Origin of the sequence: Ectothiorhodosinus mongolicus (assembly GCF_022406875.1) — a bacterium.
Lineage (GTDB): Bacteria > Pseudomonadota > Gammaproteobacteria > Ectothiorhodospirales > Ectothiorhodospiraceae > Ectothiorhodospira > Ectothiorhodospira mongolica.
Map to the genome: position 1 here is coordinate 386,085 of NZ_CP023018.1, position 21,380 is coordinate 407,464.

20 protein-coding genes are annotated in these 21,380 nt (G+C 55.3%); 12 read left to right on the forward strand and 8 right to left on the reverse strand.

The features are described from left to right. Nucleotides 1–46 precede the first annotated feature (46 nt). The 5 genes from CKX93_RS01435 (at nt 47) to acs (ending at nt 7,298) form a co-directional block, all read left to right on the forward strand. Nucleotides 47–1,948, forward strand: coding sequence for a putative nucleotidyltransferase substrate binding domain-containing protein (locus tag CKX93_RS01435; protein ID WP_234982774.1), 1,902 nt, complete (start codon nt 47–49; stop codon nt 1,946–1,948). 96 nt (nt 1,949–2,044) lie between these two features. Further along, the gene (locus tag CKX93_RS01440; protein ID WP_076754581.1) at nt 2,045–2,311 is read left to right on the forward strand and encodes a DUF4212 domain-containing protein; all 267 of its coding nucleotides are present in this window, start codon (nt 2,045–2,047) and stop codon (nt 2,309–2,311) included. A 15-nt stretch (nt 2,312–2,326) separates the two neighbouring features. Further along, the gene (locus CKX93_RS01445; RefSeq protein WP_076754583.1) at nt 2,327–4,096 is read left to right on the forward strand and encodes a sodium:solute symporter family protein; all 1,770 of its coding nucleotides are present in this window, start codon (nt 2,327–2,329) and stop codon (nt 4,094–4,096) included. 122 nt (nt 4,097–4,218) lie between these two features. Further along, nucleotides 4,219–5,250, forward strand: a complete 1,032-nt coding sequence (locus CKX93_RS01450) for a DUF294 nucleotidyltransferase-like domain-containing protein (protein ID WP_076754585.1) — start codon at nt 4,219–4,221, stop codon at nt 5,248–5,250. 104 nt (nt 5,251–5,354) lie between these two features. Then, nucleotides 5,355–7,298, forward strand: a complete 1,944-nt coding sequence (gene acs / locus CKX93_RS01455) for an acetate--CoA ligase (protein ID WP_076754587.1) — start codon at nt 5,355–5,357, stop codon at nt 7,296–7,298. A gap of 67 nt (nt 7,299–7,365) precedes the next feature. On the opposite strand, the gene CKX93_RS01460 is transcribed toward acs, so the two are convergent. Then, on the reverse strand, nt 7,366–7,956 hold the full coding sequence (locus CKX93_RS01460; RefSeq protein ID WP_076754589.1) for an NUDIX domain-containing protein: 591 nt from the start codon (nt 7,954–7,956) through the stop codon (nt 7,366–7,368). A 41-nt stretch (nt 7,957–7,997) separates the two neighbouring features. Here CKX93_RS01460 and CKX93_RS01465 point away from each other — a divergent pair, with 41 nt between their 5' ends. Next, nucleotides 7,998–8,315 carry a hypothetical protein gene (locus CKX93_RS01465; protein ID WP_076754591.1) on the forward strand — a complete coding sequence of 106 codons (318 nt, stop codon included), beginning with the start codon at nt 7,998–8,000 and terminating at the stop codon, nt 8,313–8,315. Here CKX93_RS01465 and CKX93_RS01470 read toward each other — a convergent pair. From CKX93_RS01470 to CKX93_RS01500, 7 genes are read right to left on the reverse strand one after another with little or no spacing between them, the layout of a single operon-like run. Next, nucleotides 8,275–8,472 carry a Trm112 family protein gene (locus tag CKX93_RS01470; RefSeq protein ID WP_076754593.1) on the reverse strand — a complete coding sequence of 66 codons (198 nt, stop codon included), beginning with the start codon at nt 8,470–8,472 and terminating at the stop codon, nt 8,275–8,277. The genes CKX93_RS01465 and CKX93_RS01470 overlap by 41 nt on opposite strands. Then, entirely contained in the window at nt 8,465–9,457 is a 993-nt protein-coding gene (gene lpxK / locus CKX93_RS01475; protein WP_234982775.1) for a tetraacyldisaccharide 4'-kinase, read from the reverse strand. Before lpxK ends, CKX93_RS01470 begins: the two co-directional genes overlap by 8 nt. Further along, entirely contained in the window at nt 9,454–10,557 is a 1,104-nt protein-coding gene (locus CKX93_RS01480) for a glycosyltransferase N-terminal domain-containing protein (RefSeq protein WP_076755208.1), read from the reverse strand. The genes lpxK and CKX93_RS01480 overlap by 4 nt, the downstream gene beginning before the upstream one ends. Further along, nucleotides 10,550–12,319: a lipid A export permease/ATP-binding protein MsbA gene (gene msbA / locus CKX93_RS01485; protein WP_076754596.1), complete on the reverse strand. Its 1,770-nt coding sequence runs from the start codon at nt 12,317–12,319 to the stop codon at nt 10,550–10,552. Before msbA ends, CKX93_RS01480 begins: the two co-directional genes overlap by 8 nt. Beyond that, a complete protein-coding gene (locus CKX93_RS01490; RefSeq protein WP_076754598.1) occupies nt 12,316–12,735 on the reverse strand; it encodes an ExbD/TolR family protein in 420 nt (139 codons plus the stop codon). The genes msbA and CKX93_RS01490 overlap by 4 nt, the downstream gene beginning before the upstream one ends. Continuing rightward, a complete protein-coding gene (locus tag CKX93_RS01495) occupies nt 12,732–13,367 on the reverse strand; it encodes a MotA/TolQ/ExbB proton channel family protein (RefSeq protein ID WP_076754599.1) in 636 nt (211 codons plus the stop codon). The genes CKX93_RS01490 and CKX93_RS01495 overlap by 4 nt, the downstream gene beginning before the upstream one ends. A gap of 52 nt (nt 13,368–13,419) precedes the next feature. Beyond that, nucleotides 13,420–15,711 (reverse strand): DNA internalization-related competence protein ComEC/Rec2, encoded by a 2,292-nt coding sequence (locus CKX93_RS01500; RefSeq protein ID WP_076754601.1) that lies wholly within the window; start codon nt 15,709–15,711, stop codon nt 13,420–13,422. A 76-nt stretch (nt 15,712–15,787) separates the two neighbouring features. Between CKX93_RS01500 and CKX93_RS01505 the strand changes: the two genes are divergently transcribed. Genes CKX93_RS01505 through CKX93_RS01530 form a run of 6 tightly spaced genes read left to right on the forward strand, consistent with a single transcriptional unit; the run spans nt 15,788 to nt 21,378 of the window. Beyond that, entirely contained in the window at nt 15,788–16,327 is a 540-nt protein-coding gene (locus tag CKX93_RS01505; protein ID WP_076754603.1) for a DUF2062 domain-containing protein, read from the forward strand. A 19-nt stretch (nt 16,328–16,346) separates the two neighbouring features. Next, nucleotides 16,347–17,594: a lipoprotein-releasing ABC transporter permease subunit gene (locus tag CKX93_RS01510; protein ID WP_076754605.1), complete on the forward strand. Its 1,248-nt coding sequence runs from the start codon at nt 16,347–16,349 to the stop codon at nt 17,592–17,594. Further along, the gene (gene lolD, locus CKX93_RS01515; RefSeq protein WP_076754607.1) at nt 17,587–18,294 is read left to right on the forward strand and encodes a lipoprotein-releasing ABC transporter ATP-binding protein LolD; all 708 of its coding nucleotides are present in this window, start codon (nt 17,587–17,589) and stop codon (nt 18,292–18,294) included. Before CKX93_RS01510 ends, lolD begins: the two co-directional genes overlap by 8 nt. Beyond that, entirely contained in the window at nt 18,291–19,316 is a 1,026-nt protein-coding gene (locus CKX93_RS01520; protein WP_076754609.1) for an agmatine deiminase family protein, read from the forward strand. Before lolD ends, CKX93_RS01520 begins: the two co-directional genes overlap by 4 nt. A gap of 14 nt (nt 19,317–19,330) precedes the next feature. Beyond that, nucleotides 19,331–20,893, forward strand: coding sequence for a bifunctional aminoglycoside phosphotransferase/ATP-binding protein (locus CKX93_RS01525; RefSeq protein WP_076754611.1), 1,563 nt, complete (start codon nt 19,331–19,333; stop codon nt 20,891–20,893). After that, nucleotides 20,890–21,378: a DUF302 domain-containing protein gene (locus CKX93_RS01530; RefSeq protein ID WP_076754613.1), complete on the forward strand. Its 489-nt coding sequence runs from the start codon at nt 20,890–20,892 to the stop codon at nt 21,376–21,378. The genes CKX93_RS01525 and CKX93_RS01530 overlap by 4 nt, the downstream gene beginning before the upstream one ends. The last annotated feature ends 2 nt before the right edge of the window (nt 21,379–21,380 follow it).

The window sequence follows — 21,380 nt, forward strand, 5'->3', positions numbered from 1 at the left end:
AACTTGCTAACTAATAAGCATGTCTGTCAGCCCAGAGCTAAAATCCGTGCCTTCCTCACGTGGCGTGCTCGCCCCGGTGCTGGATTTTCTATCTCGTCATGAGCCTTTTAAGCGCATGGCAGGTGCCCATTTGGAATTTGCCGCGAAACGCATGAGCCTGATTTTTTATGCGGCGGAAGAAACTCTGTTAGAACCCTCCATGGGTCCGGTCCAAGCCCTCTACCTGGTTAAGCAAGGCCGCATCGCGCAGGAGCCCTTGGATCGTCAGGGACACGTCATGGGTGCAGCGCGCGAGCTTGATGCAGGCGCTCTTTTCTCGATAGGTGCGCTGGCATCACGTCGATCCGTTCGCTCGCGCTACCGAGCCACCGAAGACTCTTTCTGCTTGGTGTTGGGCGCACAAGATTTCAACGAACTGTCCAATCTCTCGGGCGTATTTCGTGATTTTTGTTCCCGCCGCCTCGCGGGGTTGGTGGATCAACTACTGACCGAAGCGCAGTCACGTGCTGCCATAGGGATGCCCGCAGAAACCACGCTTGGGTTGACCATCGCTGAGCGCATGCGCGAACAACCGCTTACCTGCCAGCCCGAAGCGGCTTTGCATGCCGTCCTTAGCGACATGTACGAACACAAATCCGATGCGGTGGTAGTCATTGACGGCGAGCAGCGTCCTGTGGGGATTTTCACCCTGCATGACCTCCTGTCTCGCGTCACCTTGGTGGGCAAATCCTTGCAAGAGCCGATTCGTAGCGTGATGACCACCGAGCCACTGAGTCTGCCCAGCGGCGCTTTGGCCTTGGAAGCAGCGACACTGATGGCTCGCCATGGCATGCATCATATCTGTGTTATCGAACGCGGGCGCTTGAAAGGCTTGCTGGCTGAGCAAGATCTCTTTTCTTCCAAACAATTAGATCTAGTCAAGCTGTCTTTGGCGATCGAGCAATGCCGCAGCATCGACGATCTGGCCGAGTTATCACGCTCCGTACAGCAGCTCATGGGGCAACTGCTCCTGCAGAGTTTGCGCACGGACCAAGTCATGCCCATGCTCAGCACTCTCAATGATCATATCAGCCGCCGCGCTATTGGCCTTCTGACTGAGATCCATGATGGCGATTTGCCGCAGTTCGATTGGCTGTCTTTCGGCAGCGAAGGTCGGCGTGAACAAACTCTGCTGACCGATCAGGACAATGGCATTATCTTCACCCCAGGACGCGGCAGCCTCGAGACCAGTCGACAAAGACTGGTGCGGCTGGCAACGCGTATCAATGAGGCGCTGCGGCGCTGCGGTTTTGCTTTGTGTCGCGGCCAAGTGATGGCCAGCAACCCCGAATACTGCTTGACGGCCGAGGAGTGGCGACAGAAGTTTGCGCGCTACATGGATGGCGGCAGCCCCGCGCATCTGCTTAAAGCCAACACCTTTTTTGATCTGCGTGTCCTGCATGGTCGCGAGGGTGCTACCGAGGATTTGCGTCAGTGGTTTTTGCAGAAAACCTCGATGAACAGCCGTTTTCGTCGGCAAATGGCAGAAAACGCCTTACGCCTTCGCCCGCCGCTGAACTGGCTGGGTGATTTTAAACTGGCGCAGCGCGACAGCGAACACGGCGGTGTTCTGGATTTGAAAGTCAATGGCGTCACGCCGGTGACCGATGCGGCACGCATTTATGCTTTGGCGATTAAATGTCCAGCCACGCATACCGAAGCACGACTCGAAGCTTGTGTCGCCGAGGGCATCATGAATGAGCAAGAAGTCTTGGCCTGGACTAAGGCTTATCGTTACATGCAAAGATTGCGTCTGCACCGCCAACTGCGGCGGCAGCAAGCCGGTCAACCCATGGACAATTACGTCGACCCGGCGGAGCTGGACCAGCTGCAAAAACACACGTTAAAAGAGGCCTTTCGCCAGGTGCGGCGACTGCAGTCGCGGGTGGCCTTGGATTATCAGTTGTAAGCGTTGTTTCTTGTGTTTCACATGGAGAAAGGAGGAGTTGTAAAACATGCATTACCCCATCACTAACAACAAAGATGTACTTTGGAGGAGTCTGTCATGAGTGCCAATCTACAGGAACAGAGAACAGCCTATTGGAATGCCAACTTGCGCATTCTTGGGGTCTGTCTCGCGATCTGGTTTATCGCAGGATTTCTCCTGCCGATCTTCCTGGTCGATGCATTGAACACCATATCCCTGGGCGGTTATCCCTTGGGATTCTGGGTGGCCCAGCAAGGTTCGATTTATACGTTCTTGGCGTTGATCTTTTTCTACGCCTGGCGCATGAACAAGCTGGATCGCGAATTTGACGTCGACGAAGACTAACAGGGGATCAAAATAATGGAACTTAAGACCATGATTTACCTGGTGGTCGGTGCCTCGTTCTTGCTTTATATCGGCATCGCCATCTGGGCCCGGGCTAGTACCACCGGGGAATTTTACGTTGCAGGCAAAGGGGTTAACCCGATCGCCAATGGTATGGCGACGGCGGCTGACTGGATGTCTGCAGCATCCTTCATCTCCATGGCAGGTCTGATCGCCTTCTTGGGTTACAGCGGTTCGGTGTACCTGATGGGTTGGACCGGTGGCTACGTGCTGATGGCTTTGTTGCTTGCCCCTTACTTGCGTAAGTTCGGTAAGTTCACTGTGCCTGAGTTCGTCGGTGACCGCTTCTATTCCACTGGAGCTCGCGTGGTGGCCGTTATCTGCTTGCTCATCATCTCCATCACTTACGTGGTGGGCCAGATGCGTGGTGTGGGTATCGTGTTCTCCCGCTTCCTCGAAGTGGACATTCTCATCGGCCTGATCGCCGGCATGAGTATCGTGTTCATCTACGCGGTGCTGGGCGGCATGAAAGGCATTACCTACACGCAGATTGCGCAGTATGTGGTGCTGATCTTCGCTTACACTGTGCCTGCAGTGTTCATCTCCATCCAGCTTACTGGCTGGTTCCTGCCCCAGTTCGGGTTGGGCGGCACGCTCAGCGGCAGCGACGGAGTTTACCTGCTCAATGCACTGGACAGCATGATGGTCGATCTCGGCTTCAACGAGTATTCCACCAATAGTAGCTTCAGTACGCTGAACATGTTCCTGTTGACCATGTCACTGATGATCGGTACTGCCGGTCTGCCGCACGTAATCATCCGTTTCTTCACGGTGCCGCGTGTGCGTGATGCTCGTAAGTCTGCAGGTTGGGCTTTGGTGTTCATCGCCCTGCTGTACACCACTGCTCCGGCTGTGGGTGCCATGGCTATGTACAACCTGGTCAACACCCTCTACCCCGGCGGTGTGGGTAATGTCAGTGAAGCAATGGTTTACGACGAGCGTCCAAGTTGGATGCGGACTTGGGAAAGAACCGGTCTGCTGAACTTTGACGATAAGAATGACGATGGTCGTATTCAGTACTACAACCAAAACAATCCGCCTGCTTGGGTGGCCGAAAACAATTTGCAAGGTAACGAGCTGGCACGTTTGGACCGTGACATCATGGTGCTCGCCAACCCGGAAATTGCGGCACTACCCAATTGGGTGATTGCTTTGGTGGCAGCCGGTGGTATCGCTGCTGCGTTGTCTACTGCGGCCGGTCTGCTGTTGGCGATTTCTTCCGCCATCTCGCATGACTTGCTCAAGGGGGTATGGATGCCCAACATCTCAGAGAAAAACGAGCTATTAGCGGGCCGTCTATCGATGGTCGCGGCGATTTTGCTCGCTGGTTATCTGGGACTGAATCCGCCGGGCTTTGCGGCGGAAGTGGTGGCCTTGGCCTTTGGTCTGGCAGCTGCTTCGCTGTTCCCCGTGCTGATGATGGGTATTTTCTATAAGCGGATGAACAAGGAAGGTGCGATCGCCGGTATGTTGGCCGGTCTGCTGAGCACCATGCTTTATATCTTCTTGTTCAAGGGCTGGTTCTTCTTCCCGGGTACCAATTTGCTGGTCGATAATGCCGACAATTGGATCTTCGGGATCTCGCCGCAGAGCTTTGGTACGGTCGGCGCGGTCATTAACGTGATCGTCGCAGTGACAGTAGCCAAACTCACGGCACCCCCGCCGCAGGAGATTCAGGACTTGGTGGAAAGCGTGCGCGTGCCGCGTGCTGACGCCACTTCCTAATCCCCTTTTTGTAAGGAAGTAAGAGAAGGGCCCGCACTGCGGGCCCTTCTTTTTTTGGACATCTAAGCTGCGATGGGATATCCATGGCATGATGTCTTCTCTGCCCCACTGGATCATGACTCATGGCTGCTAATGCCGCTTTGCAACGGATTCGGCAAAGTAGGAACCGAGAGACTTTATTCACGTTTGCCTCGCGACTGCCTGGCTTGCAGTCAGAGTGGTGGCAAAGCGGCCTGAACGCCTATGAGCTGGGCGTGCAATTCACCCGCATCAGTGATGCCATCACCCAACGATTGATTCAGCTGGCCATCGAAGATCTGGGGACGCCTCCTATCGCCTTTGCCTGGCTAGCCTGTGGCTCTCAAGGCAGATGTGAGCAACTGGCTCACACCGATCAAGACAATGCCTTAATCCTCAGCCAACCGCCCAACAGCATGCAAGGCGATTATTTTCAGACCCTGGCCGCTCGCGTCACCGAGGATTTACATACCTGCGGATTTACCCTGTGCCAGGGTGGCATCATGGCCAGCAATGCAGAATGGTGCCAGCCTGTCGAGGTTTGGCGGAATTACTTCAATCAGTGGATTGCCCACCCCGACAAACGCGCCCTGATGTTGGCCAATAATTTCTGTGATCTGCGCACCATTACAGGTTCAACCGGCTTATTGCAGAGCGTATTAAAACCTAGCTTCGCTAGCGCTCAAGCGCATCGACGCTTTATCACTGCCTTGGCCGCTGAAGCCCTGCGCTCTCGCCCCCCTCATCGCTTGCCATTTTGGTTAACCCTGCGTCGCGGACGACGCATCGATCTCAAACAGTCCGGATTGATGCCCATCATCGCTCTGGCGCGTGTCTTGGCCTTGGAGTGTGGGTGCCGACACACGCATACACGACATCGACTGCAAGCAGTCATCGGTGCGGGCCTCTTGAGTCGCTCGAACGGCACGGAGTTAATCCATGCCTGGGATACCCTCGCGCGCTTAAGATTGGCGCACTTTGACCAGCAGTACCAAAGACTGGGGAGGTTTAGCAACCAAGTGCGAGTGGCCCAACTGCCGCGTCAAGATCAAAAAGCATTACAAACGGCCTTTGCCAGTATTCGCCTAATGCAGCAATGGCTTGCGCATCGTTTTTCGGCGGAAATAGTGCAATGATTGACCGAGTTCGGCACACTAGGGATTGGCAAATGAGAAAATAAAACGCCATACCGAAAATAACGGTTCAGGACTCACAAAAAAGACTCAGGAGGGAAACACCGATGTCGGAGGTTAAGCTTCACGCAGTACCCCAAGATTTCGCGGCCAAAGCGCATGTCAATGCAGCCGACTATGAAGCCATGTATCAGCGGTCCATTAAAGACCCCGATGGCTTTTGGGCAGAGCAGGCAGAGGCCTATCTCAGCTGGTTTAAAAAATGGGACAGTGTCCGCAGTGGTGATTTCACCGGCGAAGCCAAAATCACCTGGTTTCAGGGCGGAAAAATTAACGTCGCGCACAATTGCTTGGATCGCCACTTAGAGACGCGCGGCGATCAAGTCGCCCTGATCTGGGAAGGCGACGATCCCAGCGAAGACCGTAAAATCACCTACCGTCAGCTGCATACCGAAGTATGCCAATTTTCCAATGTCCTCAAAGAACAAGGCGTGGGCAAAGGCGATCGGGTTTCCATTTATCTGCCGATGATTCCTGAGGCGGCGGTGGCCATGTTGGCCTGCGCTCGCATCGGCGCGGTGCACTCCATCGTCTTCGGCGGCTTTTCGCCAGACGCCTTGCGCGACCGCATTCAAGATGCTGAGGCCAAGGTCTTGATCACTTCCGATCAAAGCCTGCGCGGCGGTCGTAAGGTGCCACTGAAAACCAATGCCGATAAAGCCGTGGCACAGTGCCCCAGCATCAAAGCCTGTTTCATCGTCAAGCGCGGCGGCGAGCCCGTCGAGTGGGACGATAAACGCGATATCTGGTACCACGAAGCCATCGCTAAGGCCAGCACCGACTGCCCGGCAGAACCCATGGATGCGGAAGACCCACTGTTCATTCTCTACACCTCTGGTTCCACCGGGAAGCCCAAAGGCGTGATGCACACCACCGGCGGCTATTTGCTGCAGACAGCAATGACCCACAAGTTAGTATTCGATTATAAGGAAGGCGAAGTTTATTGGTGTACCGCAGATGTGGGCTGGGTCACGGGCCACAGCTACATCATCTATGGCCCGCTGGCCAATGGGGCCATCTCACTGATGTTTGAGGGCGTTCCCAATTATCCCGACAATGGCCGCTTCTGGCAGGTCTGTGACAAACATAACGTCTCGACCTTCTACACCGCACCCACCGCGATTCGCATGTTGATGGGCGCCGGGGATGAGTTTGTAACCAAACACAAGCGCTCCAGCCTGCGCCTTTTAGGTACGGTGGGTGAGCCCATCAATCCTGAAGCCTGGGAGTGGTATCACCGCGTCGTGGGGGATGGTCGCTGCCCCATCGTCGACACATGGTGGCAAACGGAGACCGGTGCGCACATGATCGTGAACCTGCCGGGCGCCGTCGATATGAAGCCCGGATCCGCCACCAAGCCCTTCTTCGGTGTCGAGCCTATACTGGTCAATGATAAGGGCGAAGAGCTCACCGAGACTGAAGCCGAAGGTAATTTGTGTATCCGCAACCCCTGGCCCAGCATCATGCGCAGCCTCTGGGGTGACCATAAACGCTTTGTCGAGACCTATTTCTCGATGTACCCCGGCCTGTACTTCACGGGTGATGGCGCACGTCGTGACAAAGATGGCTACTACTGGATTACCGGTCGCGTCGATGATGTGTTGAACGTCTCGGGTCATCGTTTGGGGACAGCGGAAATCGAATCCGCTCTCGTTTTGCATCCCAAAGTGGCTGAGGCCGCCGTTGTGGGTTACCCACACGACCTTACCGGCCAGGGCATTTATGCCTATGTCACTTTAATGGCCGGTGAAAAAGGCGATGATGAACTGGCTAAGGAATTGGTCACATTGGTGCGCAAAGAGATCGGGCCGATTGCGAAGATCAATCTACTGCAGTTTGCACCGAACCTGCCTAAGACCCGCTCAGGCAAGATCATGCGTCGTATTTTGCGCAAGATTGCTGCTAATGAGCTGGACAGCCTCGGCGACACTTCAACCTTGGCTGATCCCGAGGTGGTTAATGTACTGATTGACCATCGCTTAAATAAGTAACATCAGCTTGGCCTAGAGTGAGACGGCCGCCACCCCAAAAAGGTGGCGGCCGTTTTTTATGGGGCGCTCAGGTCCACTGAGCTTGGATTTGTTCTCTGTGCAGCATCAACCACTGTAAGGCAATGACGCCCATGGCATTGTCGATGCGCTGCTGTCTAAGCAATTCAAAGGCCTCTTCGGCATCCAGCACATGCGTGCGGATATCTTCACCTTCATATTCCAGCCCATGGATGCCGCCAGCATTGGTAAGATCGGCATTGGCGACATAAATCGTAATGCGCTCCGAGGTGCCGCCGGGTGATGAGTAATAATCATGCACATGAACGAGTTCTTGTAGCGGGCAGTTGGCTTCCTCCAAGGCTTCGCGGCGCACGACCTCCTGAGGGTTTTCGCCCGGGCCAATCATGCCGGCGATAATTTCTATCAGCCAAGGGCTATGCGGCGATTCCAGTGCGCCTACGCGGAACTGTTCAATCAGCAAGACTCGGTCCGCTATTGGATCATAGGGCAGAACGCCAGCAGCATGACCACGATCGAGTAGTTCTCGCTGCACCTCAATCGGCTCACCACCGGCAAAGCGGCTATGGCTAAGCTGCAAGCGTCGCAGCTTGAAGAATCCATCGTAGAGCATTTCTTGATTGAGCAACTTCCAGTTCATTGTGATGCCTCTATCCGCCTGAGCAGGCTATAATTGCGACCATGCAACCGCTACACGCTCTATTAGGCCAATTGATGGGTCGTCATGCGACGATTGACGGTATTCATTGCGAAGTCATCGATATCCTCAAAACCGATACGGTGGCTAGGGTGGTTTTGGCAGAAGTGCATGGCCAACCGATGATTCAACCCGACCAACACGGCGAACCGCATCGCCGCGTAGGACGAACTTTTACCCTGTCGGTCTTGAATGAAGAGGGTCGAGACCTGCATCCAGTCATTAGCCACATCGCTGGCGATGCTCTGGCTGGGGATCTATTCAGGACGCTTTTTTCCAACGAGCCAACTCTTCATCGCTGAGACTGCGCGCCTCATCTTCTAACATCACCGGAATATCCTCCTTGATGGGGTAGGCCAGACCTGCGCTGCAGGAAATGAGTTCCTGATTTTCTTTATCCCAAATCAGCGGCCCCTTGGTCACCGGGCAAACCAGAATTTCCAGCAGATGCTTATCCATGTTTCTTCTCCTCGACCGCAGCAATCCGCTGCGCCAGTTCAGTGAAAAATGTTGGGTCACACTCCGCCGTCACCGGCACAACCCAATGATGGGCTTGCGCCCATGTCCGACATTTTACGGCATCTTTCTCAGTCATCAGAATGGGCCACTCAGGACTGAGCGCCAAATCACCCTCGGTGTAGGCGTGATGGTCCGCAAAAGCATGTTCACGCACCTCAAGCCCGGCCTTGCGAAGCAGCGCAAAAAATCGCGGCGGATGACCGATCCCTGCCACCGCATGCACCGCCTGCCCAGAAAACTCATTAAGGGGACGGATTTGTTTTTTATCCCCCAGCGCGTACACAGGCCCGGCGGATAAAGACATCGCATAGGTCTGAGGTTCGGACATCGGCTCACCCCCATGCACCACGCGCATATCCACGGTCTTCCAGCGGGATACGGGCTCGCGCAATGGGCCCGCAGGCAAACAAAAACCATTACCCCAACGGCGATCACCATCCATGAGAGCAATCTCGATATCTCGAGATAGTGCATGATGCTGCAGTCCGTCATCGCTGACGATGATGTCGCAGTCGCTTTGTTCCAATAAACGCTGTGCGGCGCGATAACGATCAGCATCGATCATCACTGGGCATTGCGTTGCAGCAGCGATCAATACCGGCTCATCACCGCCCAATTGCGGCGACAACTCTGGGGTCACCAGCAATGGGCGCTGCCCGAGCTTAGCGCCATAACCGCGACTGATCACTCCGGGACGAAAACCTTGGGTTTTAAGCCATTGGCAAACAGCGATCACCAAAGGGGTCTTGCCGGTGCCACCGACCGTCAGATTACCCACCACGATCACAGCGCGCACTGCTAGGCGCGGCCTCGAGGCAGCCAATGCTTGCGCGCGTTGGCGCCGCCATGCGGCCAAGAGCCGGTAAAGCAGGGAGAGCGGCCATAACACCAGCGCCACGGGCCCACGTTGTTGCCAGAACCTCACCAGTCAAATACCTGTTGCAGCACGACATCAACCACTTCGCGAGCATGGCGGCGCTCCTCCCAGAAGCGGCGTCGGTTGGCATCGGCTCTTTGCTGACGTTGCATCGGCGCCTGCACGCTTTCCTGCCAGTCGGCAAGTACGGCCTCTGGTGTAGATTCATCACTCAATGCCAAAGAACCCGCCAAGGCCTGCCACATCAGCGCCTGACCAGGGTGTATCAGATGCGCAGCCCAGGCAGCACTGACGACCGCTGGCAACCAGCGAGCATGATCCATATGAATGATTTGCCCTTTGGCAAAGCTGTGCCGGTCCCAGCGCTGCAAACCATGCTCAAAGCTCTGCGCCACGGTTTCATCCAATGCCCACTCTCCCCTGCCCGATAAGGACACAAACAGTACGCTGTCATCCGAAAGGGAGGATGCTTGCCACGAACGATGAAACATCGGCCAATGCGATTGTGGCCCGTGCCACCAGAACACCGCGGTATGCGCCGGCAACATCGAGCGCAGGGTCGCTTGGGTGTGTGACTCTACCCACAGCGTCGTGGGGTCAGCTGCTGATAACAGCTGTTGGGCTTGGCCAGATTCTTGCCAGCTTGCATGTTGTGCTGCATCGCGCGGGCAAGCTGTTGTCACCTCGAAGCCCAAAGGCGGCGTATTGTAGGCAATCACGGGGATGCCGCCTAAAGCGGATTGGCGCAGCAGCTCAGGACCCTGCACAGTGTCGACCAAAATCACACCCAAGGGCTTAAGTCGATCCAAGACCCGCTGCACCACAGCCGGCTGATCGCAGGGGCCATAACCCAAGCCAAACCGCCGCAGGCCCTGAACTCGAGGCGCGATCTCCCTAGCGTACTCCTGCTCAAAGGTCATCACCAATTGAATATCCAAGCGTTTCTCACGCAAGGCGCCGGTGAGTTCCGCTGCCAGCCGCACCGAGGTCGGTGTCGCCCCGGCCTTCAGCCAGACAACACGACCTTTTTGCCCCGGTGCAGATATCCGTCCCATACGCGCTCGGGCGCGATGCGATTGCCCCTGAAGCCGATCCAAGAGGTTGGCTTTTAGCACCGGCCAGACTGCCTGGCCGTAAGCATCAGGCATTTTCTGACTCACCAAACTGAAGTTGATGGAGGTGGGCATAGATGCCGTTATGCGCCAAAAGCTCCTGATGTCGCCCAGCCTCAGCAATCACGCCGTTTTGCATGACGACGATGCGATCCGCACCCTCAACGGTGGAGAGCCGGTGCGCAATTACCAGGGTGGTGCGATCACGCATCAGATTATTCAATGCCTTCTGAATATAGCGCTCAGATTCCGTATCCAATGCCGAAGTCGCCTCATCCAAGATCAATATGGGCGCATCCTTGAGTAAAGCGCGTGCAATCGCCAAGCGCTGACGCTGACCACCTGACAACAACACGCCGTTATCGCCCACCTCGGTTTGCAGACCGTCTGGCAACTCGCGGATAAAGTCCATGGCATAGGCTGCCTCGGCGGCGGCGATGACATCCTGTTCCTGCACCACATCTGAATCTGCGCCATAAGCGATATTGTTGTAGATCGTGTCATTAAATAGCGTCACATGCTGGCTGACATAAGCGATCTGCCGCCGCAAATCTGCCAATCGATAATCAAGGATGTTTTCGCCATCCAAGAAAATCTCGCCATGACTGGGATCGTAGAAGCGCGGCAAAAGACTGGCCAGGGTAGTTTTACCGCTGCCAGAACGTCCTACTAGTGCCACGCTCTCGCCCGGCTGAATGTCGAGATCGATGTTACTCAGCACTGGCTTACCGCTCGTTTCATACGCAAAACCAATACCCACAAAGCGTAAAGCGCCTTTGGCTCGGTCTAAGTGACGCTGGCCGGTATCCATTTCTGGCTGCTCATCCAAAAGCGCAAAAATGTTCTGACCTGCGGCAATGCCACGCTGCAGCGTCGCATTCACATCCACCAATCTTTTTACCGGTGTAAGCAGAAGCAGCATGGCGGTAAAAAAAGACACGAATGTCCCGACTGAAATTTCTTCAACCACACCGGGATTAGAGGCCATCCAGACAATAACCGCCAGCGCGATTGCGACAAAGAACTGAATAATCGGCGTGTTAATCGCTTGAGTAGCAATCAGCTTCATATGCAAACGCCGATTGTTCTCGTTGATCGCCTCGAAACGCTCCCGCTCGCGCTGCTCCCCCCCGAAAATCTTCACTTCACGATGGCCATCCATGACCTCACCCGTCACATGCGTGACATCCCCCATCGAGCCCTGTAGGCGACGACTGATTTTGCGAAAACGCCGGGTGATGCGATCCACCAAAAAACCAATGACGGGGGCGACAATAAATACGGTCAGGGTCAATTTCCAATTCAGGTAAAACATCCACGCCAATAGACCAATTACCGTCAAGGTGTCGCGTACCAAGATGGTAATACTATCGGTGGCCGCTCCAGCGACCTGTTCAACATTGTAGGTAAAACGCGAAATGAGCTGTCCCGCTGAATTGCGATCATGGAAGCTGACGGGCATTTGCAACAGATGACGAAACATAGTGCCGCGCATTTCACTGATGACTTTGCGGCCCACCCAGCTCAGGGTGTAACGCGATCCGAATTCAGCAATACCACGCACTAGAAATAAGCCCAGTATGGCCAGGGGCATCCAGCGAATCACGTCGGGATCTCGCTCAACAAAACTGCCATCCATCAACGGCCGCATCAGCGCTGCAAACCCCACCTCGGTCAAAGCCACCAAAAGCATCGCCAGCACGGCCAGCACCAGCAAAGGCCAATAATTCAGCGAGTGGCTCAATAGCCGCCGGTAAACCACCCAGCCGGATAGCTCAGGAGTAACCTGGTGGTTCATGACCCCGCTCCGGGAAGCGTCGCAATGGTGACGCGCTCTAAACCTAGCTGCGCGGCGATATCCATGACAGTGACCACAGCTTGATGCGCTGTGCGGGCATCGGCGCGGATGATCACGGGCATGCTCGCTTGCCCGGTTAATGCTTCGGTCATCGCCGTTTTCAGTGCCTCAGGAGTTTGTTGTTGTAACAACAATCCTTGCACCTGATAGCTGCCATCAGCACTCACAATCACCTCTATGCGTTCTGGAAGCGCATCTTCCAGGGGGGAGTCGGCCTTGGGCAGTTCCAATTGTAGCAATCGATCTTGATCAAAAGTCGTAGAGACCATGAAGAAAATCAGCAACAAAAACACCACATCAATGAGCGGCGTGAGATTGACACCGGGGTCTTCAGCTTGCTCAGAACGAAACCTCATGAGTCGCCCGACACCTCTGGATCTTCGAGGCGCTCGCCCTTAATGACTTCGATGAGCATAATCGCCTGCTGTTCCATTTCCAGAACCAGTTCATCCACCCGGCCGCGGAAGTAGCGATGAAAGATCAACGTCGGAATCGCTACGGACAAGCCGGCAGCCGTGGTAATCAGTGCGACAGAAATACCGCCAGCTAACTCTCCCGGGCTACCCACACCCACACTGGTGATGACGGCAAACACCTCGATCATGCCAACCACCGTTCCCAAGAGGCCAAGCAAAGGGGTGATCGCCGCGATCGTGCCCAATGTATTGAGAAAGCGTTCCAAGCGATGCGCCACTTGACGCCCCACTTCTTCGATGGACTCTTTCATCACCTCACGGGAACTGCGCCGGTTAACCAGACCTGCAGCGAGAATACGCCCCAAAGGCGAGCCCTGACGTAGGGAGCTCAAATACTGCTCATCAAGACGATCCTGCTGGACCCGCTCCAGACTCGCAGCGACCAGCCCTGGGGGGACGACTTCGGTGCGCCGCAAAGTCCAAAATCGTTCGATGACAATGGCCAAGGCAATCACAGAACAGGCCATAATGGGCAGCATCAAAATGCCACCTGCTTGCATCAATTCAAACACGCGCTACCTACTTGGCTGCTGATATTTAAGGCTTTCGCATCATACTCCAGGCTCAGGGTGCCCGCCAATCAATGGGACTGGTGCGCGTCCATTGACGTCGCGATTGATGTCTAAAGCCTCCTTGGATAAGCACGCCCTGCTCGGCATCAAATTCAATTTCGATCGCCCCCATCGCTGCGGTATCCAACAGGGGGATGTGTGCGCTACGCAAGCGCTGGCGAATCTCAGGATGGGGATGCCGATGGCTGTTTTCAAATCCTCGGCTGACCAACGCCACCTGCGGCGATACTGCCTCTAGAAACGACGGGCGCAAAGTGCCTCGGGCACCATGGTGTGGCAAAAGCAGCACATCAGCGGATAATTGATCGCGAGCGTGGCGCAGCAATACCACTTCGCCCAAATCTTCGACATCACCGGCCAGTAACAAACTACCGCCCTGCCCCTGAACATGCAGCACACAAGAAGAACGATTGTCATCTCCCCAAAAAGGCGGCGGATGCAACACCTGAAAATGCACGCCATCCCAAAACCATTGCTGACCTTTCTCGCACCAGTCTTTAGCGCTGAGCGTAAAACGCTCGGGATTTCGCGATAACACTGTGTGTATCGGCCACTGACGGATGATGGCGGCAGCACCACCGATATGATCATTATCACCGTGACTGATCATTAAGACATCAATACTGGGTGCGCGGCTTTGACGAAGATAGGGCAGTACCGCCGCATCCCCCATATTAAAGCGTGGGCTGAGTTGCGCTCCGGTGTCATACACCAGTAGATGATGGCGCGTGCGCACCACCGCGGCCAATCCTTGGCCGACATCCAGCAGGCGCAAATGAAATGATCCCTCTTCTAAACGAGATTGCCCAGCGGTAAACAAGGGTATTAACAGTATCAAGCCCAGCCAGCGTCCCGGTAGGCCAGCGGGCGCCATCCACCAGATCAAACCCAACAAAGCGGGCCACAGAGTCCACAGGGGCGGACCCATCTGCCAGTAGGCACCCGGCAAGTCAGCAAACCATTGCAGCACCGGCCATAGAATGGCGGTTAGCCCATGAGCCAGCCACCACAAAAATCCCGCTATATCAGGAGCAATAGGCAGGAGAGCCGCCCCCATCAGAGTCAGCGGCACCACCAAGAAACTCACCCAGGGCACGGCGATGAGGTTGGCCAATGGCGAGATGATCGATCCATGTTGAAACATCACCCAGGTAATGGGCAGCAGGCCGACGCCAGCCACCCATTGCACGCGCCAGATCGAGACCCATTTGGGCGGCAGACTCAAACGCCCCGCCAAACTATAAATAATGACGATAACCGCGGCGAAGGACAGCCAAAAACCGGCGTCCAATGGTGCGCGAGGATCGATCAGCAAGACCAAAAATAGGGCCAGACCAATGGTGCGTGTAGGCCTGACCGCACGTTGTAGCCAAAGCGCGCCTAAAGCCACACTGAGCATGGCCAAAGCCCGTTGCGTGGGAATGGAAAATCCCGCTAAGGCGGCATAAGCGCAGGCCGCACACCAAGCGCCCATCACCGCTGCGCGCTGTGCCGGCAACCGCAAAACCAATGGCGGAATCCACTGCCAGATGTAACGAATCAAGGCAAAAACCAAGCCCGCCACCAGCCCGACATGCAAACCCGAGATCGCCATCAAATGGTTGGTTCCGGTGTGCAGTAACGCATCCCATTGCGTGCGCGTGATACCGCCCCTATCGCCAATGGCTAAAGCTCTTAGAACCCCGGTATGAGCGCCTTCGGGTAGTCTTTGTTCTATGGCTTTGGAGATTTTTGCGCGCTGGCGATCCAATGCCCGCAGCGGCTGAGTGCTCTGCCCCAAGTAACGCGCTGTTTGTGGATCTCGAACACTGGCCGTCGCCGCATAACCCCGCAAAAACAGCCAACGCTCATAGTCAAACCCCCCGGGATTACGCAGGCCATTGGGCGACCGCAAACGCAAGTTTAACTCCCAGCGATCACCCGGCATCAAATCCACCGACGGTTGATGCCAGGAAACGCGCACCCGTTTTACGGGACCGTCATCCAAGGCAAAAGAAAAACGCAGGCTTTGGCCAGCGCGCTCCGGAAGATTGTCGATGGTGCCGCTTAGCCGCAGTTCTGTGCCCGATTGCTCTGGGGGCAAAACCGCTCCCGAGACGAGATAGGCATGGAATAGCGCCCACAGGAAACCAGCGATGATAATGGCGGTCAAACGCGCCAAAGTGGAACCCGTCAGTAAGCTGGGCAGTAAAAAAGCCGCAGCTAGAAAAAAAACAGAGGGACGATCACCGAGACTTTGGAAAATCAAAATGCCAAAAAGAAAGCACAGCGCCACCCAATGCATCTTCCACTCCCTGTAGAAGCGTTCATAATGAGCGCTTCATGATTCACTGGTGCGTTCCCGCCTACTTTAATTGCCCATGGCACGCAGGCTGATCAAACGTTTGTTTCCCAACTATCACGCGGTGCGTGACTATGAATCTTTGCGCCTATTTGGCGCGGTTCTCCATGACCCCAATCTGTGGCATTTAAACCGCCGCTCGGTGGCGGGCGCTTTCGCGGTGGGTTTGTTCATCGCATTTTTACCCATCCCGGCACAAATGATCGCCGCCGCCGCCATCGCTATTATGGTGCGCGTCAATCTTCCCATTTCAGCCTTACTAGTTTGGGTCACCAACCCCCTGACCATGGCGCCTATTTATCTGACGGCCTATACCGTTGGTCGGATCATTTTGGATGAACCCAAACGCGGGTTTTCTTTTGAGCTGAGCATTGCTTGGTTTACTGGCGAGTTATTGACCATTTGGAAGCCGCTACTGTTGGGCAGTTTGATCCTGTCCTTGGTGGCCAGTCTCTTCGGGTACCTGCTGATTCGTCTGTTATGGCGACTACATATCCTGCGCCGCATTCAGGAAAAGCGTCAGCGTTTTAAGGAAAAACGGCTTAGCCGTCGAGGCTGAGCTGTGATTTAATCAGCTTATGTTTCGCCCTACGGCCCTTTTCATCGGCTTGCGCTATACCCGCGCCAAACGCCGCAATCATTTCATCTCCTTCATCTCCCTGATTTCTATGTTGGGGATTGCTTTGGGCGTGACCGCTCTCATTACCGTGTTATCGGTGATGAATGGTTTTGAGCGCGAATTACGTGAACGGATTTTGGGCATGACCTCACATGCCACCATCAGCGCCTTCGGCGGTGGCTTGGAGAATTGGCCTGCGGTGCGTGATCAGGCTAAAGACGCGCCACGCGTGCTGGCCATCGCTCCATTCGTCGAAGGCGAGGGCATGTTTATTCAAGGCCGCCAGGTCAGTGGTGCTCTGGTGCGCGGCGTTGATCCTGATCTTGAGCAGCAGGTTGCTCAGGTTCACGAACATATGCTGTTTGGCAGTCTAGATGCCCTACAGCCGCGCAGTTTTGGCGTGGTCTTAGGTCGTGAACTGGCGGTGGCCCTAGGGGTAACCATGGGCGATACCGTCAATTTCATTACGCCTCAAGCTACGGTCACGCCCATTGGCGTCATGCCGCGCATGCGGCGCCTCACCGTGGTCGGCATTTTTGAGGTCGGCATGTTTGAATATGACCGCAGCACAGCCTTTGTGAATCTGCAGGATGCGCAGCTGCTTTACCAACTCGAGGACCGGGTCACCGGCCTGCGCTTAAAACTGGATGACATGATGCAGGCGCCGTTGATCGCCCGCCAGATTGCGGCGCAGCTGGATGGACGCTTTTGGGTCAACGACTGGACCCGCCAGCATGCCAACTTCTTCCGTGCGGTGCAGATGGAAAAAACCGTGATGTTTATTATTTTGTCCCTGATTGTTGCCGTGGCGGCTTTTAATATCGTCTCGACGCTGGTGATGGTGGTGATTGATAAGCAAGCTGATATCGCTATTTTACGCACCTTAGGCTTACCCCCCTTGGCGGTCATGGCTGTGTTTATGGTTCAAGGAACACTCATCGGCTTGGTGGGTACCTTTTTGGGCGTTATCGGCGGTGTGAGTTTGGCATTGAATGTCGAGACCATCGTGCCGGCGATTGAATCTTTGCTGGGGCTACAATTTTTGGCGGCGGATGTTTACTACATCTCAGATCTGCCCTCGGACCTCAAAACCAGTGATGTCGTACGTGTTGGCTCGCTGGCGTTCTTGTTAACGGTGGTGGCCACCCTCTACCCCGCTTGGCGTGCCAGCCGCACCCAGCCGGCCGAGGCCTTGCGTTATGAATAAGTCCAGCGGCACTGACATGATTATTCAATGTCGTGATCTTGAGCGGCAGTTCGACGAGGGGCGACTCAAAGTCAGCGTTCTCAGTGGGGTGAACCTTAGCGTGCACGCCGGAGAAACTTTGGCCATTGTGGGCACTTCTGGCAGCGGCAAAAGCACTTTACTGCAATTACTGGGAGGCCTGGATATCCCCACTCGCGGCGAGGTCTGGGTGTGCGGGCAATCGATGGCCAAGCTCTCGGATGCTGCACGTGGCCGGCTGCGCAATCAGCATTTGGGCTTTGTTTATCAGTTCCATCATTTACTGCCCGAGTTCACCGCTTTGGAAAATGTCGCCATGCCGCTTTTGATCCGTGGCACCTCGCCACAACAAGCCAGCACCGCTGCCACCGAGCTACTGAGCGCCGTGGGTTTGGGCGAACGCTTGGACCATAAACCCGGTGAATTATCCGGTGGTGAGCGTCAAAGAGCCGCGATTGCACGAGCGCTGATCACACGCCCTAGCGCGGTATTGGCCGATGAACCCACAGGCAATCTCGATCAAACCCGCGCTCAAGAGGTGTTGAATCTCATGTTGGATCTCAATCAACAACGCGGCACGGCACTGATTATCGTCACACACGATCTGCGCCTGGCAGCGCGTATGGATCGGATACTGACCCTCGAGCAAGGGATCTTGCAGGAAAAGGCTTTGGCCTCATGAACACCCGTTTTTTCCCTGCAGAATGGGCGCCGCAAGAGGCGGTCATGCTAACTTGGCCGCACAGCGGCAACGACTGGTCAGCGCAGCTGGGTGAAGTCGAGCCCGTGTTTGTGGCGATCGCCACGGAAGTGTTGAAGCGTCAAGGGTTGCTGGTGACCTGCCGGGATGCAACACATGCCCAGCACATCCGCGCTCTGCTGCAGACTGTTGGTGCCAACGTAAGCCAACTGCGCCTGGGTCTAGCCGATTCCAATGATGTCTGGGCCAGAGACCATGGTCCGATTAGTGTGGTCGGCAACGGCCAGCCGACTTTGTTGGATTTTCAATTCAATGGCTGGGGCAATAAATATCGTCATGATCGAGATAATCGGATCACTGAGCAGCTGCATGCTCAGGGATTGCTTGCTCCCCGTGAGCGCATTTCCGTGCCGCTGGTGCTGGAGGGCGGCGGTATTGAAACCGACGGGCAAGGCACATTATTAACCACGCGCTCGTGTCTATTAGCCCGTAGCCGCAATCCCGATCTGAGTCAGGCGCAACTCGAAGCGCAGCTGGCTGAAACCTTGGGAATCGATCGCCTGTTGTGGTTAAGCCATGGGCATTTGGCAGGGGATGACACCGATGGCCACATCGACACACTGGCGCGTTTTTGCGATCCACAAACGATTGCCTACGTGCACTGTGATGATCCCAGCGATGCCCATTATCCCGAGCTGTTGGCGATGCAGGCCGAACTAGGGAGCTTTTGTCAAAAAAACGGCCAGCCCTATCATTTAATCCCACTGCCGTTGCCTCAGCCCCAACATGACGCCAGCGGCAAACGCTTGCCGGCAACCCATGCCAATTTTTTGATTATCAATGACGCGGTGTTAGTCCCAACCTATGCCGATGCGGCCGATGCCATTGCCCTAGATCGCTTGGCAGAAGCATTCCCAAACCGTGAAATTGTGGGCATCGACTGCCGTGCTTTGATTCAGCAATATGGCAGCCTGCATTGCGTTACCATGCAAATACCCCTTTAAGCTCAGAGATTATCGTGCACGCTCATCAAACCCTGATTACCGCTTTACATAACCCCGATTGTTATCCGCATCCCGTCGCATCGGTGGAAAAAGTTGAGACCCATATCTCCACCGTACTTTTGGCGGGTGATTTCGCCTACAAAATCAAAAAACCTTTGAATCTGGGATTTTTGGACTTCACCACTTTAGAACAGCGCAAAACCTGTTGTGACGAAGAGCTGCGCTTAAATAGCCGACTGGCACCAGATATCTATTTAGACGTCATCGCCATCACCGGCAGTCCCAATGCACCACAATTTAATGGTTCGGGCGAGGCCTTTGAATATGCCGTGCGCATGCGCCGCTTTGATACCCAACAGACCTTGGATCGATTGCAGGCGGCGAGCGGCATAGATTTAGCTCTGATGGATGCCATTGCCGATGGCATGGCAGCGTTTCATGAGACCGCCGCCAAAAGCCACCCTGAGCTACCCCATGGCCACCCGACACAAGTGATGCAGCCGATGCGGGATAACTTCACGCAAACTGCGCCTCTACTCAGAGATCCGCAACGTCTCGAGCAGCTAGAGCGTCTGCGTGTTTGGACTGAAGCCACGTACGCTGAACTTGAACCCGTGCTGGCAGCGCGGCAGGCGGCGGGTTTTGTGCGGGAATGTCATGGGGATTTGCATTTAGGCAATATCGCCCTAATTGCTGGCCAGCCCGTGCCTTTTGACGGTATCGAGTTCAATGCCGATATGCGCTGGATTGATGTCATCAGCGAGATGGGCTTTTTGACCATGGATTTGCAGGCACGCGGCATGCCACAGCATGCCTGGCGTGTATTAAATGCTTGGTTGAGTCGCAGCGGCGACTATCAAGGCTTAGTCTTGTTGAATTTTTATCAAGTCTACCGTGCCATGGTGCGAGCCAAGGTCACCGGCATCCGCCTGTCTCAAGATGATCTTGACCCGCAAACCCGTGCGACCTTAGAAGGCCAGGTGTACGCCTATCTGGATCTAGCCGAGCGGTTTACTGAGCCCCGCCAGCCCGCCCTGCTGATCATGCACGGCCTCTCTGGCAGCGGCAAAACCCACATCAGCCAACAATTACTGCAAGAGCTGGGGCTGATTCGCCTGCGTTCCGATACAGAACGCAAACGCCTAGCAGGGGTCCCAGCGGAACAATCCGCCGCCAGCGAACCGGGCACTGGGCTTTATTCAGAGTCGCAAAATGCGCGCACCTACGCTCAGCTAGAGCAGCTCACTGACTCGGTGCTGGATGCTGGCTTTGATGTGATTGTGGATGCCACCTTCTCGCGCTTTGCCGATCGGCAGCGCTTTTTTCAGCTGGCCCAAGGCAAAGCCTATGGCTTTGGGATCTTGGAGTGTCAGGCCAGTGTCGAGACTTTGCGCGCGCGCATTGAGAAGCGCCAGGCTGAGGGTCATGATGCCTCTGATGCCGATCTTCGCGTGCTGGAAAAACAGCTACAAAACGCTACGCCGTTTCAGGCCGATGAACCCATTTTAATAATCGATTCGCAGCAGCCTTTGGACCTAGAGGCGATTACGCAACTGATGGGAGGAAAGCAGCGATGAAATGCCTAGGATACGCCTTACTGGCCTTGCTGATGGCTTTCACCATGCCCTTAGCGGGTGCCGTTTCGCCGCATACCGACAATGAACACATGCGGGTTTATAGCGTTGAGGGAGATTTTGCGCTCTACCGCGAAACCTTGGAGATGGCGATTATTGATCGCGGCATCGTCATTAATAACGTCGCCTATATCGCGCCTATGCTGGAGCGGACGGCAGCAGATGTTGGGGGTGAGCCGCTTTATCTGCATGGGGAAGCCTTGGAGTTTTGTAGTGCGCAATTATCTCGGGACATGATGCAAGCAGCGATACACCACATCGTCTTTTGTCCCTATGTGGTGGCCGTGTATGAAACGCATGCCGAGCCGGGCGTGATTCACATCGGCTATCGTCGCCCGCCGCTGCTGGGTAGCACGGAGGCGCAACAAGCCTTGGCCGCGGTGGATGCCTTGCTGGATGAGATAGTACGCGAGGCCCTGAGTTTCTAGAG